Raw genomic sequence first — 13,737 nt, 5'->3', positions numbered from 1 at the left:
TTCGTGACCGAGGTGATGAGGTGACCGGGTCCATCGGCGGGTCCGGGGGGCGGTGGCTGGTGCGGGACGACCTGGCCGCCGCGGCCGGCACGGCGACCGGGCTGCTGCTCGCCTCGCCCGACGCCGGCTCCGTCGTCACGCTCTCCCCCGCCGACCATGAGCTCACCGCCGCCGCCCTGACCGCGGCGGGCGTCGGCCCGGCCGACCGCGTGGTCGTGGCTCTGGCCGAACCGGCCGGGGCGCTGTGGGCGTCGGCCGCCGCCGAGGTCGCCGCCGCGGCCGCCGCCGTGGGACCACGCGGCCGGCTCCGCCTCCAGCACCTGCTCACCACGCTCAGGGCCACCACACTGGTCACCACCCCGACCGGGGCAATGGACCTGCTCGCCCGGCTGCACCTGGAGTTCCTGCTCGACCCGCTCGACCTGGGACTGCGGCAGATCGTGGTCACCGGGGAGATCGCCGCCCCGCACACCCTCGCGCACCTGGCCGCCGAGTTCGAGGCGACGGTCACCGAGGTCTACGCCAGCCCCTTCTCCGGGGCCGCCCTGGCGTGGCGCTCGGCCGCCGCCGACCCGCTCACCCCGCTGCGTGACGGGCTGGTACGGCACGCCGCCCTGGCCAAGGACGAGTTCGCCGCCGAGGGGCGGGGGGAGCTCGTGCTCGTGCGGGAGGACGCGGTGCTCCGTACCGGGCAGGTGGCCGCCCAGCCGGGTGCGGCGCCGGCGCACACGGTCGGCGAGCACCTGCTGGTGCGCGGGGTGTGGCTGAGCCTGCCGCGGCTGGACAAGGCCCTGGCCAGGATCGACGGCGTCGCCGCATGGGACCTGACGGTCAGCCGGCCGGGCACCCTCGACGTCGCGGTGCTGACCGTGCGGTATGCCCGTGCGGGGCTGGTCGGGAACCCGATGTGGAAGGCGCGCGTCGAGCAGGCGCTCCAGGCGTTGACCCCGGTCAGGATCGCCGTGGAGATCGACCCCGAGGTCGCCCCGCGCGGCGCCGGGGTGGTCACCGACCTCCGCGGCCAGCACCTGGGCCGCGACCGCGCCCTCGTCTGAGGAGGCACGGATGGAACCGGTGCCGGACTGGGGGACCGTGCCGCGGATGGTGCTGGAGCAGGCCGCGCGGCACCCGGACGTGCCGGTCCTGGACGGGGTGACCTATGCCGGGCTGCTGGAGCGGGCGCTGGCGGTGGCCGGGGATCTGCTGGCGCTCGGGGTCGAGCGGGGCGACCGGGTGGCGGTGTGGGGGCTCAACGACGCCGCCTGGGTCGTGCGTGCGGTCGGGGTGTGGCTCGCCGGGGCGGTGATCGTGCCGCTGTCGGCCCGGTTCAAGGCGCTGGAGGCGGCCGACGTGCTGGCGCGGACCGGTGCGAAGGCCCTGCTCGCCGCCGACGGCTTCACCCCACCCGACGGCTTCCCCCACCTGCTCACCGCCGACGGCTCCGCCCACCTCCGCACCCCCGAGGGCTCCGCCCGCCTCCGCACCCCTCGCCCCGTACGGCGGAGCCACCGGGCTGCCGTGCTGGAGCGGGCCGGAGCGGTCGAGCCCACCGACCTGTGCGAGATCATGTCCACCTCCGGCACGACCGGCACCCCCAAGGGCGTCATGCTCGACCACGCCCAGGTCCTGCGCGGCTACTGGGACTGGGCCGAGATCGTCGGCCTGCGGGCGGAAGACCGCTACCCGGTGATAGCGCCGTTCGCGCACGGTTTCGGGCTGAACGCGGGCCTGCTGGCGTGCCTGTTACGCCGGGCGACGATGATCCCGGTCCCGGTGTTCCGCCCCGAGCTCATCATCGACCTCCTCGAATCCCGGAAAATCACCGTCCTGGCCGGCCCGCCCACCCTCTTCCACCGCCTCCTGGACGAGCTCGACCGCGCCCCGCACGACTTCTCCTCCCTGCGCGTGGCCATCTGCGGCGCGGCAGCCGTACCCCCCGAGCTGGTCAGGCGGCTCCTCGACCGCACCGGTCTGGAGCGCATGATCAACGCCTACGGCCTGATGGAGGGCACGGTCGTCTCGATGACCCGGGCGGAGGACCCGGTGGAGGTGGTCGCGGGCACGGCCGGGCGGCCGGTGCCGGGCATCGAGGTCAAGGTCGTCGACCCGGCCGGGCACGCACTCCCGGCGGGCGAGCGCGGCGAGATCCTGCAACGCGGTTACGGGGTGATGCGCGGCTACTGGGACGACCCGGTCCGCACCGCCGAGGTGATCGACGCCGACGGCTGGCTGCACACCGGGGACGTGGGGTACCTCGACCCGTCGGGGAACGTGGTGCTGGTGGACCGGCTGAAGGAGTTGTACATCGTCAACGGGTTCAACGTCTCGCCCGCCGAGGTGGAGGCGCTGCTGTTGCGGGAGGGGTCGCTGGCGCAGGTGGCGGTGGTGGGGGTGCCCGACGCGCGGAGCGGTGAGGCGGGCTGGGCCTTCGCGGTGCCCCGGCCGGGGCAGGAGGTGGACGCCGCCGCGGTGCTCGGGTGGGCGCGGAGGCACCTGTCCTCGCACAAGGTCCCCAAGCACCTGACGGTCGTCGAGGAGCTGCCGCTCAACGCCACGGGGAAGGTGGACAAACAGGCCCTGCGCCGGCTCACCGCCTCCTGACCGGGGGACACACGGGGGGGCTCCTCGCCCACCGTCTCCTGGCCGGAGAGGCACCACCCGGGGCGGTTCACCTGGGCGGTGCGGGGGCGTTCGTGGGGGCCCCGGCGGGGTATGAGGCCGGTACGCGCCTACCTCGGGAGCCGTGCGATGTTGCGCCTGCTGGCCGGGGAGGCCGCACGCCGGTTCGGGGCGCGCGCGGCGGTCGTCTCCGGTTCCATGTCCCTGTCCTTCACCGAGCTCGACCGCCTGTCCGACCAGGTGGCGGCGGGCCTGACGCACCGCGGGGTGCGCGTCGGCGACCTGGTCGCGCTGGCGCTGCCGGACGGGCCGGAGTTCGTGCTCTGCTACCTGGCCGCGGCCAAGATCGGCGCGCTCACCGCAGGGTGCGGCCCAGGGAAGCTGCCCGACGGGCTGAGGCCGGACCTCGTCATCACCGAGCCGGGGCCCTCGCCCGCGCCTCCGGGGGTGGAGGTGATCACGCTGCCGGTGCGGCGCGGCCTGCCGTACAGCCTGAGAGGGGTGGCCCGCGACGAGCGCCCGCCACCGCCCTTCCCGCCCGACCCGGAGCGTCCGGTCGTGGTGGCGTTCACCTCGGGCCGGACCGGCCCGCGCAAGGGCGCGGTCTTCGGCGACCGGCAACTGGCCGCCATCCGCGCGCACGGCGCGGGGACCCGCTGGGGCACCGGCGACGCGCGGCTGGTGACGCAGCCGCTCGGGCACCTGTCGTTCGCCACCCGGCTGCCGATCTTCCTGCAGACCGGCCGCACCAGCCACCTGCTGCCCTGCTGGGAGGCCGGCGCGGCGGTGGAGGTCCTGCGCCGGCACCGGATCCGGGTGCTGCAGGGCAGCCCGCGCCAGCTCGCCGAACTGCTCGCCACCGGAGCCGAGCTGCCCGACCTGACCCTGGTGCTGAGCGGCGGCGCGCCAGCCCCGCCGGGCCTGATCCGGGCGCTGCGCGAGCGGTACGGCGTGCCGGTCTGCAACCGCTACCTCTGCACCGAGGCCGGGCTCGGCCTGGGCACCCGGCCGGACGACCCGCCGGAGGACGCCGAGGAGTCGGTGGGCCGGCCGCGGGCCGGGGTGGACGTGGCGATCCGCGACGCCGCCGGACGACCGGTCGAAGAGGGCGAGGAGGGCGAGGTGCTGCTGCGCTCCCCGGCCGTCATGACCGGCTACCTGGAGAGATCTCGTGATCGTTCGGTGTTCGCCCGAGATGGGTTCATCCGCACCGGGGATCGGGGATATATCGACCACACCGGCCGCCTGCGTCTGGCGGGACGCACCCTCCCCAGCGGCCCGGTGAGTTGAGGAGGCGGCACGGTGACGCTGACGGTCGCAGTCGTGGGCTCGGGCCCGGCCGGGATCTACACCGCAGAGGCACTCGTCAAGCAGTCCCCCGGCCCGGTGCGGGTGGACGTGCTGGAGCGGCTGCCCGCGCCGTACGGCCTGGTGAGGTACGGCGTCGCCCCCGACCACACCTCGATCAAGTCGATCGCCAACTACCTGCGGCGCGTGCTCGAACTCCCCCAGATCCGCTTCCTCGGCGGCCTCACCCTGGGCGCTGACCTGACCGTCGAGGAGCTGCTGAGCCACTACGACGCGGTGGTCTACTGCACCGGCGCGATGGTCGACCGGCGGCTGGGCATCCCCGGCGAGGACCTGCCCGGCAGCGTCGCCGCGACCGACTTCGTCAACTGGTACTGCGGGCATCCCGACGTCTCCCCCGACCGCTTCACCCTCGACAGCCCGGAGATCGCCGTCATCGGCGTCGGCAACGTGGCGGTGGACGTGGTGCGCATCCTCGCCAAGACCGCCGCCGACCTCGAAGGCACCGACATCCCGCACGAGGTGCTGGGCAACCTGGACGCCTCCCAGGTCAAGGCGATCCACATGATCGGCCGCCGCGGCCCCGAGCACGCCAAGTTCACCCTCAAGGAGCTGCGCGAGCTCGGCGAGGTGGGCAACGCCGACGTCTGCGTGCGGCCGGAGGAGGCCGTGGTGCTCGGCGGCGACTTCCCCCGGCAGGTCCGCGGCAACATCGACGTGCTGCAGTCGTGGGCGGCCCGGCCGCCCGAGGGCCGTCCCCGCCGCCTCGACGTGCGGTTCTGGCTGCGCCCGGTCGAGATCCTGGGTGCGGAGCGGGTCGAGGGCCTGCGTCTGGAGCGCACCCGGCTGTCGGAGGAGGGCCGCGTCGTCGGCACCGGCGAGTTCGAGACCCTCCCGGTGGGCATGGTGCTGCGCTCGGTCGGCTACCAGAGCGTGCCGCTGCCGGGGGTGCCGTTCGACACCGGCACCATGACCGTGCCCAACGTGGCCGGCCGGGTGCGGGATCGGGAGTACGTCGCGGGGTGGCTCAAGCGCGGGCCCACCGGCGTCATCGGCACCAACAAGTCCGACGCCGCCGAGACGGTCCGCACCCTCCTCGCCGACCTCTCGGATCGGGATCCCGTCGAGCGGGCCGGGCTCGACGACCTGCTCGCCGCCAAGGGCCTCACGCCGGTCACCTACGACGACTGGCTGCGCATCGAGGCGGCCGAGGGCGAGCTGGCCCGCTCGCTCGGCCGGGGCGACAAGGTCAAGCTGACCGGTCTGGAGGCGATGCTGGCCGCCTGCGGCCGGGGCTGACCCCTCCGACCCGGCGGGCCACCAGCACCACGACAGCGACGCCGAGCAGCAGCACCAGCGTCGAGGCGAGCCCGCCCTCCGGGCCGAAGGCGCCGCCGGTCACCACGTCGGGCCCCTGCTCGCGCAGGTCGACGACGGAGAGCACGCCGGTGGTCTGCCCGCTGACCTCGAAACCGAAGACGCTGCCCTGCGCCCAGTTCCAGGCGGCGTGCCACAGGCACACGCCCCACAGCGCCCCCTCGTAGAGGGCGTAGAGGCCGAGCAGCACCCCGACCAGCACGAGGTTGACGACGCTGAGCGGGGTGACGCCCGGGTTCAGCCCGTGCAGCAGCGCGAAGAGCAACGCCGAGACGCCCACCCCGGCGACGGCTCCCCAGCGGGCGCCCACCACCGGCATGAGGAAGCCCCGCACGAGGACCTCCTCGGTCGAGCTCTGCACGATCCACCCGGCCAGCACCACCAGCGCGGGCACGAACGCCTCGGGGACGTTCTCCCGCGCCGCGTACCCCAGGGCCACCAGCAGCCCGGTGACCAGGCCGAAGGACAGCAGGCCGGTGAGGAAGCCGCGCAGGCTCTTCCAGCCGGCGCGATCCCGGGTGAAGCCGAGAGTGCTCCAGCCGCGCCCCTCGAAGCCGCGCACCCACATCCACACGAGCGCCGCCGTCGGCGCGAACCCGAGCACCAGCAGAACCAGCAGCCGCACCGCCGGATCGGCGGGCACCGCGATCAGGCTCAGCAGGACCTCGCCCGCCGCCGAGCCGAACAGCAGGGCGCCCAGGGCGATCGCGATCGCCAGCAGAGGGTGGGTGGTGCGCCGCCCGGAACGGGCCAGGGTGAACAGCGGGTTGTCCGCGCCGAAGTGCCGCATGCGGTGGACATTAGGCTATGCCGCGTGCTCACAGGGTCTTTCCACTGGCAACCCGTCCACACGGTCTACGTGCCCGCCCACCGCTGGTCCGTCAGGACCGTGCGCGAGTGGGGCGAACAGGCCCGCGCGCTGCTGGAGGAGCACCTGGCCGGGCCGGAGGAACTCGCCGAGGTCTTCGGCGTCCCGCTCGGCCTGGCGCGTGCCGTACACCCGCGGGTGGCGGCCAAGCTCGCCACGGAGCCGATCGAGGACGTGCGCATCGACTTCGAGGACGGGTACGGCACGCGTCCCGCCGAGGAGGACGGGCACGCCGAGGCCGCCGCCGAGGCGGTGCTGGAGCTGCACCGGACCGGCGGGCTGCCGCGGCGCTGGGGGCTGCGGGTGAAGTCGTTCGCCGACGACGAGGAGCGCTCGCTGCGCACGCTCGCCCTGTTCCTGGAGCGGACCGGCGTGCTGCCCGGCTGCACGGTCACCTTCCCGAAGGTGCTGGAGGAGCCGGCCGTGCACCGCTTCGCCGAGCGGCTCCCGGCCGGTGCCGGCTTCGAGCTCCAGGTCGAGGACCCGCGCACGCTGCCGTTCCTGCGTCCCGGCCTGCACGAGCGGCTGACCGGCGCGCACTTCGGCGTCTTCGACTACACCGCCGCGCTCGGCCTGCCCCCGCACGAGCAGCGGCTCGACCACCCGGCCTGCGACCACGCGCGGCACCTCATGCAGACCGCCTTCGCGACCACGCCGGTCGAGCTGTCGGACGGTTCCCTGGCCGCCGCGCCCGCCTCCGAGGCGACGGCGGACGTGCACGTCCTCTGGGCCCGGCACGCGCAGCTCGTCCGGCACTCCCTGGGCAACGGCTTCTACCAGGGCTGGGACATGCACCCCTCGCACCTGGTCAGCCGCTTCGCCACCGTCTACGCCTTCCACCTGGCGCGCTACGACGAGTACGCGGCGCGGGTGCGGGCCTGGGAGGAGCAGCGGCAGGTCGGCGGCGTCCTGGACGAACCGGCGACGATCAAGAGCCTGGCCGCCGCCCTCCGCCGCGCCGACTCCGCGCTGGGTCACGCCGGATAGGCGTGCGTCTCGGCGGCCTTCACCGAGACCCAGACCTCCCGCCCGGTGGTGAGGTCGAGCTCGGCCACCGCCGCCGGGGTGACGTCGGCGAACGCGGTCACCGGGCCGGTCAGGTGCACCCGGACGTTATCGCCGTGCCGCTCGACCCCCTCGATGCGCGCCTGCCACAGGTTGCGCGGGCTGCCGTCGGGCCGGCTGCGGTACAGGGCGACCGCGGCCGGGGAGAAGGCCACGAACGCCGGGCCGTCGAGCGGCTCGCTGGTGCTGAAGAGCAGCTCGCCCACCTTCACCCGGCCCGCCGCGGCGGTGCCACGGTAGAGGTTGAGTCCCACCAGCCTGGCCACGTAGTCGGTGCGGGGCCGGGCGGCCACCTCGGCGGGCGGGCCCTCCTGGACGACGCGGCCCCGCTCGATCACCACCAGGCGGTCGGCCAGCACCATGGCGTCCAGCGGGTCGTGCGTGACCAGCACCGTCGCGCCGTCGAAGCCCTCCAGGTGCCGCCGCAGGCCCGACCGCACCTCCAGGCGGGTGTGCGCGTCCAGGGCCGCAAGGGGCTCGTCCAGGAGCAGCAACCTCGGCTGTACGGCAAGCGCCCGGGCCAGGGCGACGCGTTGCGCCTGACCGCCGGAGAGCTCGCCGGGCCGTACCTTCGCCAGGTCGGCCAGCCCGACGCGGGCGAGCAGCTCGGCGGCGAGCCGGCGGGCCTCGGTCTTGCCGCTCCCCCGGCAGCGGGGGCCGAAGGCGACGTTGTCCAGGGCCGACAGGTGCGGGAAGAGCAGGTAGTCCTGGAAGACCATGCCGACCGGCCGCTGTTCGGCCGGGCGGCGGTGGACCGCCTGGCCGTCGAGCTCGATGAACCCGTCCGCGGCCAGCGGGGCCAGCCCGGCCAGGGCGCGCAGCGCGGTCGTCTTACCCGCGCCGTTCGGGCCGAGCAGCGCGACGATCTCGCCTGGGGCGACGTCCAGCTCCAGGTCGAGGCGGAAGGCGGGCCGTTCGACGACCAGCCGGGCATGCAGGCTCATCCCGTCGCCGCCCCGGTCCAGCGGTCGCGCAGGCTGGCGAGGATGAGCACCGACACGGCGAGCAGGACGAGGCTGAGCACGATGGCCGCCTCCGGCTCGGTCTCCAGCGCGAGGTAGACCGCCAGCGGCATGGTCCTCGTGGTGCCGGGAAAATTCCCGGCGAACGTGATCGTGGCCCCGAACTCCCCCAGCGCCCGCGCCCAGCACAACACCGCCCCGGCCAGCACACCCGGCATCACCAGCGGCAGCGTCACCCGACGGAAGGCCGTCCACCGCGAGGCCCCGAGAGTGGCGGCAGCCTCCTCGTAACGCCGGTCAGCCGCCCGCAACGCCCCCTCGACGCTGATCACCAGAAAGGGCATCGCCACGAACGCTTCAGCGACGATCACCCCGGCCGTGGTGAACGGCAGCGACACCCCGAACGTGGACTCCAGCCACTGCCCCACCAGCCCCCGCCGCCCGAGCACCAGCAGCAACGCCACCCCGCCGACCACAGGCGGGAGCACGAGCGGGACCGTCACCAGCGCCCGCGCGATCCTGCGCCCGGGGAACTCGGCCCGCGCCAGCAACCACGCCAGCGGCACCCCCAGCAGCAGGCAGATCACCGTGGCGGCGGTCGCCGTCACCAGCGACAGCCGCAGCGCCTCCAGCACGTGCGGCTGGGCCAGCCGGCTCGGCAACGTGGACCACGGCGCGCGCACCACCAGCCCGACCAGCGGCAACACCAGGAACACCAGCCCAGCCATCGCCGGCACCACCAACACCCACGGCGCCCGCCCGCTGACCTTCACCGACCGCCCGCTCACCCTGACCGCCCGGTTGGGTTCCCTCTCCCCGGGCACGTGCGCCGCCCGAGCAGGCTCCCCCTCCGCCGGCCCTTGGGGCTCCCCCTCCGGCCCGTCACCACGCCTGGTCATGAGGTCTGGAATCCCGCCTTCGCCAGCACGGCCTGCCCCTGCGCCGACCGGACCAGCTCGACGAACCCCCGCGCCCCCTCGGCGTCGGGAGCCCTGGTCAGGACCACGATCGGATAGTCGTTGACCGCCTGATCCGCCTCAGGGAACGACAGCCCGGCCACCTTGCCCCCGGAGGCCAGCACATCGGTCTGGTACACCAGCGCGGCGTCCACCTCCCCCAGCTCGACCTTCGCCAGCGTCGCCTTCACATCCTGCTCCAAGGTGACCGGCTTGACCTTGAGCCCCGCCGCGGCCAGCGCCTTGACCGCAGCGGCCCCGCATGGCACCTGCTCCGCGCACAGCGCCACCTTGACCTTGGGATCGGCCAGATCGGCCAGCGAGTCCACCCCCGCCGGGTTGTCCTTGGGCACCGCGATCCGCAGCTTGTTCCGCGCGAAGACCGCGGCCGGCCCGGCCAGACCGGCGTCGGTGACCGTCTTCATGGTCGCCGGGCTGGCCGCGGCGAACACGTCAGCCGGCGCCCCCTGGACGAGCTGCTGCGCCAGCGTCGCGCTGGAGCCGAAGTTGAACCGCACCCTCGTCCCGGGACGCGCCCGCTCGTACGCCTGGCCGAGCTCGGTGAAAGCCCCGGTCAGCGAGGCCGCGGCGAACACCGTCACAGTGCCCTTCCCCGCCCCTGCACCCGCCCCGGAACCGCAGCCACCGGCCAGCAGGGTCAGCGCACCCAACAACATCACGACGATCGAGCGTTTCGCCGGCAAGGCGTCTCCTCAGGGGCTCGCCACGCGCGCGTGGCCGGGGATCTCGACGACGACGTTCGTGGACTTGATCACCGCGACCGCGACCACGCCGGGCTCCAGGCCCAGCTCGTCGGCGGCCTGGCGGCTCATCAGGGACACCACCCGGAACGGCCCCGCCGCGATCTCCACCTGGGCCATGACCGCGTCGCGGAGCACCTCGGTGACGATCCCGCGGAAGCGGTTGCGGGCCGAGGAGTGGCCGGCCTCGCTGTCCGGCCCCACCTGGGCCCGGGCGAACGCGGCCAGGTCGGGGCCGCTCACGCGACGATGCCCGTGCTCGTCGCGACTTGCCGGCAGACGGCCGGAGTCGACCCAGCGGCGGACGGTGTCGGCGCTCACGCCTAGGAGGGCGGCTGCTTCGCTGATGCCGAACGTGGTCACGGGGTCACTTTATCCTTGGCAGATGCTAGGTCAACTCGGGGTACGGCCTTGCAGAACCGAGGCTGCGGCCGCGGATACACCACCCATGGTTCCGCAGTCCACCCCCGAACCCGGTCCAGCGACGCGGCCCGGCTCACCGCTACCCCCGCCGTCAAGGGGCGGCCAAGGCGGTCGGCGGACCGCTCCCCTAGAGCCCCAACCTTCCTTCCTCCGCTTCCCAACTCCCCTTCACACCCTCGCCGACCCCAGCGCACCACCGCACAGGATCACGCACCACCGAGGGGGTCGCTCGCCGCATCAGTTAGGTGGGGGAAGCCCGGCGGGGAGGGCCGCGCCGCCGTTCAGGCAACCCGCCACGGCCGTTCAGCGTCCGGCGCGGTCCATTCATCCCCGGCAGACCGCCCAGTCCCCTGCTGGCCGCCCAGTCCCCTGCCGGCCGTTCGACCCTCCGGCCGCCAGTCCTCCGGTACGGCCGTTCAAGTCCCCGGCGCGGCTGTCAGTCCCCGGTGCGGCGGGTTAGGTCACGCCTCCGCCGACCCCGGTCTTCTATGCGGCGAGTAGCCGGGCGGTGGGGCGTGATCCTGGGCGGAGGGAGGGAGGAACGCCAGATAAAAAGAACCGGCTAGTCGCGGTCGATGAGAGTGCGCCATTGGGCGACGAGGGCCGGGTCGACGGGTTCGTGCCAGGAGGGCCGGACGGCGCTGCCGACGTGGAAGGCACGCACGCCGTACGACAGGAGGGTGGGGACGTGGGGCCGCTGGAGGCCGCCGCCGGCGAGGATGAGGGAGGCGTCGCCGGCCTCGGCCCGGGCCTTGAGGATGGCCAGCCCGTCGGAGACCCCGCTGGGCGCGCCGGAGGTGAGGACGGTGGCGAGGTTGGGCAGCAGCCGGACGGCCCGCCAGGCGGCGTGGACGTCGGCGGCGTGGTCGACGGCCCGGTGGAAGGTCCAGGGCAGCGGCGAGGCGGCGTGGATGAGCGCCTCGGTGGCGGCCAGGTCGACGGCCCCGGCGGCGTCGTGGAAGCCGAAGACGAACCCGGCGGCCCCGGCGGAGGCGAGTTCCTTGACCGTGTGGCGGAGCTCGTCGAGTTCGCCCTCGCCGAGGGTGAAGCCGGCGTGCGCGCGGATCATGACCATCTGCGGCAGCGCGCAGGCGTGGGCGATGGCGGCGACGGTCTCGGGCGCCGGGGTGAGCCCGTCGGCGGCCATGTCGGCGACGACCTCGAGACGGTCGGCGCCACCCCGCTCGGCGGCGATGGCGTCGCGCACGTCCAGGGCGATGACCTCCAGCAACGATCCCGTCATGACCCCTCACCGCTGTTTCGACTCACGCGGCAAAGGCTATCGCCTGTTCTGCCCCCTTCCGGGATGGAAGGGGGCATTTGACGGACCCTGTCAATGAGAGTCAGGGAGCCGGAAGGTCAGGCGTCGACGAGCTCGCGGACGCCGAGTTGGCGGAACAGGTCACCGCCGCCGGCCCGCCGCTGGAAGAGCGCGCCGGAGGCCCGGTGGGGCAGGTCCACGGTGCGCAGGTGGGTGAATCCGCGCCGCCGGTAGTAGCGCTGGAGCCCGGCGTTGTCCTTGGCGCAGTCGAGGCGGAGCCAGCCCAGCCCGGCGTCCCCCACGGTCGCGCCGGCCCAGTCGAGCAGGGCGTCGCCGAGCCCCATGCCGGACCACGCGCGGGAGACGGCCAGCTTGTGCACGTACCGCGCGTCGGCGGGCCGGTCGGCTGGGGTCCAGAACTCGGGGTCGGCATGCCCGTCGAGGGCGATGCAGGCGATTGGGCCCGCGGTCAGGCCGCCGAGGTCGGCGTCGAGCACGTGCAGGACCCGTTCGCCGATGAGCGGTTCGATGCGCTCGGGGCCGAAGCCGCCGCGCGGCCACTGTCGTACGCCCTGGGAGTGCAGCCATTCCGCGGTGTCGGCGAGGAGGGTGAGCACGCCTGACAGGTCGCCGGGTTCGGCTCGCCGCAGGGTCAGCGGGGGCCGAAGGGTGGACGAGGGGGCATGGGTGTGCGAGTGCATGATTCAACCCTTCGTTGCGATGGGTGTGCGCGTGAACACGGAGTGTGCTCGATTCATCGCGCACGGCACATAACCGGATATATATGGATAAATCGAAGTTTCGGGAGTATGCCCTACTCCCGACGCCGGTGCGGCAAGTCCGAAATGGCTCGCGAGGCACCGGGCGGCGCGATCACCCCCAAGCGAGCCCTGCCTTCAAGCTGGCCAGGAGAGGCCGAGCTCATATCTGATCAAGTGCTTGTCGGCGGGAAAGACCGACACGGCTACGCGGACCGGCGTGTCGCCGGCGTCGAACCCGACGCGCGTGTACACCAGCACCGGCGTGCCCACGTCGAGCTTGAGCTGTTCGGACTCCAGGTGCGTGGGCATCCTGCCCTGGATGTCGTCCACCACCCGGACCTGCTTGTGGCCCAGCTCCTCCAGGACCCGGTTGGCGCCCCGGCGGATGTCGCCGGGCCGGGCGATCTCCGACCCGGCCACGATCCGCTCGGGGAAGTAGGAGTCGTTGGTGTTGTACGGCTGGCCGTCCACGAACCGCAGCCGCCGGCGCACCACGGCGAACTCCTCGTCGCCGAGTTCGAGCCGGCTGGCGATCTCGTCCTCCGGGCGCAAGATCTGGATGGTGATGTCCTGACTGAACCCGCGGCCCTCGGCCTGGACGGCGGTCGCGAACGCCTCCCTGATCTCTCCTTCCGGCTGGGGTTCGAGTTCGCGTTGCGGGTGGATGAGCAGCGCCCGGCGTTCCCTGACGACGGAGCCGATGCGGGGCGTGCGGGTGATGAGGCCCTCGTTGAGGAGCATGGTGAGCGCGTTGCGCGCGGTGTTGCGGCTGACGCCGTACTGCTCCTGGAGCTTCTCTTCCGTGGGCAGCACGTCCCCTGGGCGGTAGACGCCGGAGTAGATGGCTTGCCGCAGGATCGCAGCCACCTGTCGGTAAAGCGGGGACGCTGCCACTTTCACCCCTTTTGTTCCAACAATTTAGACGATCTGGTTCTAGCAGGCCAGAACCCCTTGACCGAACGGCCTTGACAGCCGCATCATCCAATCGTTGGTACAAATCCATCGAAAGGCCGGTAAGGGGGTGAGAGCCGGTGCTGCCGGTTACGCCGTACCTGCCCTGGCACGACCCCCGCGAGGCAACACGTCTACTGCGTTACGCGTTGCATCGCCAGGGGTTCACCCACACCTACCAGAGCAATGGGAGCGGCATGTCCGTGTTATCCGTGCTCACCGAGTTGACTGTGTGGTGCAAGGACGGATCGTTCGTGTGGAGCGACGACGGCTCGACCGTCACCCACCCCATCGACGATCCCGTCGGCGCCGCGCAGCGCATCGCGGACCGTCACCGGCACCCGAACCATCGCCCAGCGGAGGATCACTCCCCCACCGGCTCTGTGCACGAGCACACGGGCTAGGACTCCAACCCTCGCCGGAGT

Annotated in this window: 14 protein-coding genes; 6 read left to right on the top strand and 8 right to left on the bottom strand. The window is 73.3% G+C overall.

Translation table 11 applies throughout. The annotated features are described in order from the left end of the window. The first annotated feature begins 20 nt into the window (after positions 1-20). The 4 genes from ACIBG7_RS06885 (at position 21) to ACIBG7_RS06870 (ending at position 5,226) form a co-directional block, all read left to right on the top strand. Entirely contained in the window at positions 21-1,055 is a 1,035-nt protein-coding gene (locus tag ACIBG7_RS06885; RefSeq protein ID WP_397335464.1) for a hypothetical protein, read from the top strand. Positions 1,056-1,065: 10 nt separating this feature from the next. Beyond that, the gene (locus tag ACIBG7_RS06880) at positions 1,066-2,601 is read left to right on the top strand and encodes an AMP-binding protein (protein WP_397335463.1); all 1,536 of its coding nucleotides are present in this window, start codon (positions 1,066-1,068) and stop codon (positions 2,599-2,601) included. 147 nt (positions 2,602-2,748) lie between these two features. Continuing rightward, entirely contained in the window at positions 2,749-3,909 is a 1,161-nt protein-coding gene (locus ACIBG7_RS06875; protein ID WP_397335462.1) for a class I adenylate-forming enzyme family protein, read from the top strand. Positions 3,910-3,921: 12 nt separating this feature from the next. Continuing rightward, a complete protein-coding gene (locus ACIBG7_RS06870) occupies positions 3,922-5,226 on the top strand; it encodes an FAD-dependent oxidoreductase (RefSeq protein ID WP_357932709.1) in 1,305 nt (434 codons plus the stop codon). On the opposite strand, the gene ACIBG7_RS06865 is transcribed toward ACIBG7_RS06870, so the two are convergent. Continuing rightward, the gene (locus ACIBG7_RS06865) at positions 5,177-6,094 is read right to left on the bottom strand and encodes a CPBP family intramembrane glutamic endopeptidase (RefSeq protein WP_397335461.1); all 918 of its coding nucleotides are present in this window, start codon (positions 6,092-6,094) and stop codon (positions 5,177-5,179) included. The two genes, ACIBG7_RS06870 and ACIBG7_RS06865, sit on opposite strands and share 50 nt — an antisense overlap. 24 nt (positions 6,095-6,118) lie before the next feature. On the opposite strand from ACIBG7_RS06865, the gene ACIBG7_RS06860 reads away from it, so the two are divergent. Further along, positions 6,119-7,159, top strand: coding sequence for a DUF6986 family protein (locus ACIBG7_RS06860; protein WP_397335460.1), 1,041 nt, complete (start codon positions 6,119-6,121; stop codon positions 7,157-7,159). On the opposite strand, the gene ACIBG7_RS06855 is transcribed toward ACIBG7_RS06860, so the two are convergent. The 7 genes from ACIBG7_RS06855 to ACIBG7_RS06825 form a co-directional block, all read right to left on the bottom strand. After that, entirely contained in the window at positions 7,147-8,181 is a 1,035-nt protein-coding gene (locus ACIBG7_RS06855; RefSeq protein WP_397335459.1) for an ABC transporter ATP-binding protein, read from the bottom strand. The two genes, ACIBG7_RS06860 and ACIBG7_RS06855, sit on opposite strands and share 13 nt — an antisense overlap. Beyond that, positions 8,178-8,927, bottom strand: coding sequence for an ABC transporter permease (locus ACIBG7_RS06850; RefSeq protein WP_397335458.1), 750 nt, complete (start codon positions 8,925-8,927; stop codon positions 8,178-8,180). The genes ACIBG7_RS06855 and ACIBG7_RS06850 overlap by 4 nt, the downstream gene beginning before the upstream one ends. A gap of 167 nt (positions 8,928-9,094) precedes the next feature. Beyond that, the gene (gene modA, locus ACIBG7_RS06845; RefSeq protein ID WP_397335941.1) at positions 9,095-9,832 is read right to left on the bottom strand and encodes a molybdate ABC transporter substrate-binding protein; all 738 of its coding nucleotides are present in this window, start codon (positions 9,830-9,832) and stop codon (positions 9,095-9,097) included. 36 nt (positions 9,833-9,868) lie between these two features. Then, on the bottom strand, positions 9,869-10,279 hold the full coding sequence (locus tag ACIBG7_RS06840; protein ID WP_357932725.1) for a helix-turn-helix transcriptional regulator: 411 nt from the start codon (positions 10,277-10,279) through the stop codon (positions 9,869-9,871). A gap of 622 nt (positions 10,280-10,901) precedes the next feature. Next, positions 10,902-11,582: a copper homeostasis protein CutC gene (locus tag ACIBG7_RS06835; RefSeq protein ID WP_397335457.1), complete on the bottom strand. Its 681-nt coding sequence runs from the start codon at positions 11,580-11,582 to the stop codon at positions 10,902-10,904. 116 nt (positions 11,583-11,698) lie between these two features. Next, on the bottom strand, positions 11,699-12,301 hold the full coding sequence (locus ACIBG7_RS06830; protein WP_397335456.1) for a GNAT family N-acetyltransferase: 603 nt from the start codon (positions 12,299-12,301) through the stop codon (positions 11,699-11,701). Positions 12,302-12,496: 195 nt separating this feature from the next. Beyond that, positions 12,497-13,228, bottom strand: a complete 732-nt coding sequence (locus ACIBG7_RS06825; RefSeq protein ID WP_397335455.1) for a GntR family transcriptional regulator — start codon at positions 13,226-13,228, stop codon at positions 12,497-12,499. A 281-nt stretch (positions 13,229-13,509) separates the two neighbouring features. Between ACIBG7_RS06825 and ACIBG7_RS06820 the strand changes: the two genes are divergently transcribed. Next, a complete protein-coding gene (locus ACIBG7_RS06820; protein WP_357932737.1) occupies positions 13,510-13,716 on the top strand; it encodes a hypothetical protein in 207 nt (68 codons plus the stop codon). Positions 13,717-13,737 lie beyond the last annotated feature (21 nt).

It is taken from the genome of Nonomuraea sp. NPDC050328 (assembly GCF_044459405.1).
Taxonomy (GTDB): domain Bacteria; phylum Actinomycetota; class Actinomycetes; order Streptosporangiales; family Streptosporangiaceae; genus Nonomuraea.
The sequence above is the reverse complement of the archived record's forward strand: the minus strand, read 5'-3'. Positions and strand labels throughout refer to the sequence as shown.

What these genes read in the sequence shown, in the direction of transcription:
- modA (WP_397335941.1), bottom strand. Translation starts at nt 9,832, where the DNA reads ATGTTGTTGGGTGCGCTGACCCTGCTGGCCGGTGGCTGCGGTTCCGGG.
- ACIBG7_RS06820 (WP_357932737.1), top strand. Translation starts at nt 13,510, where the DNA reads ATGTCCGTGTTATCCGTGCTCACCGAGTTGACTGTGTGGTGCAAGGAC.
- ACIBG7_RS06850 (WP_397335458.1), bottom strand. Translation starts at nt 8,927, where the DNA reads ATGGCTGGGCTGGTGTTCCTGGTGTTGCCGCTGGTCGGGCTGGTGGTG.
- ACIBG7_RS06865 (WP_397335461.1), bottom strand. Translation starts at nt 6,094, where the DNA reads ATGCGGCACTTCGGCGCGGACAACCCGCTGTTCACCCTGGCCCGTTCC.
- ACIBG7_RS06880 (WP_397335463.1), top strand. Translation starts at nt 1,066, where the DNA reads ATGGAACCGGTGCCGGACTGGGGGACCGTGCCGCGGATGGTGCTGGAG.
- ACIBG7_RS06835 (WP_397335457.1), bottom strand. Translation starts at nt 11,582, where the DNA reads ATGACGGGATCGTTGCTGGAGGTCATCGCCCTGGACGTGCGCGACGCC.
- ACIBG7_RS06830 (WP_397335456.1), bottom strand. Translation starts at nt 12,301, where the DNA reads ATGCACTCGCACACCCATGCCCCCTCGTCCACCCTTCGGCCCCCGCTG.
- ACIBG7_RS06855 (WP_397335459.1), bottom strand. Translation starts at nt 8,181, where the DNA reads ATGAGCCTGCATGCCCGGCTGGTCGTCGAACGGCCCGCCTTCCGCCTC.
- ACIBG7_RS06875 (WP_397335462.1), top strand. Translation starts at nt 2,749, where the DNA reads ATGTTGCGCCTGCTGGCCGGGGAGGCCGCACGCCGGTTCGGGGCGCGC.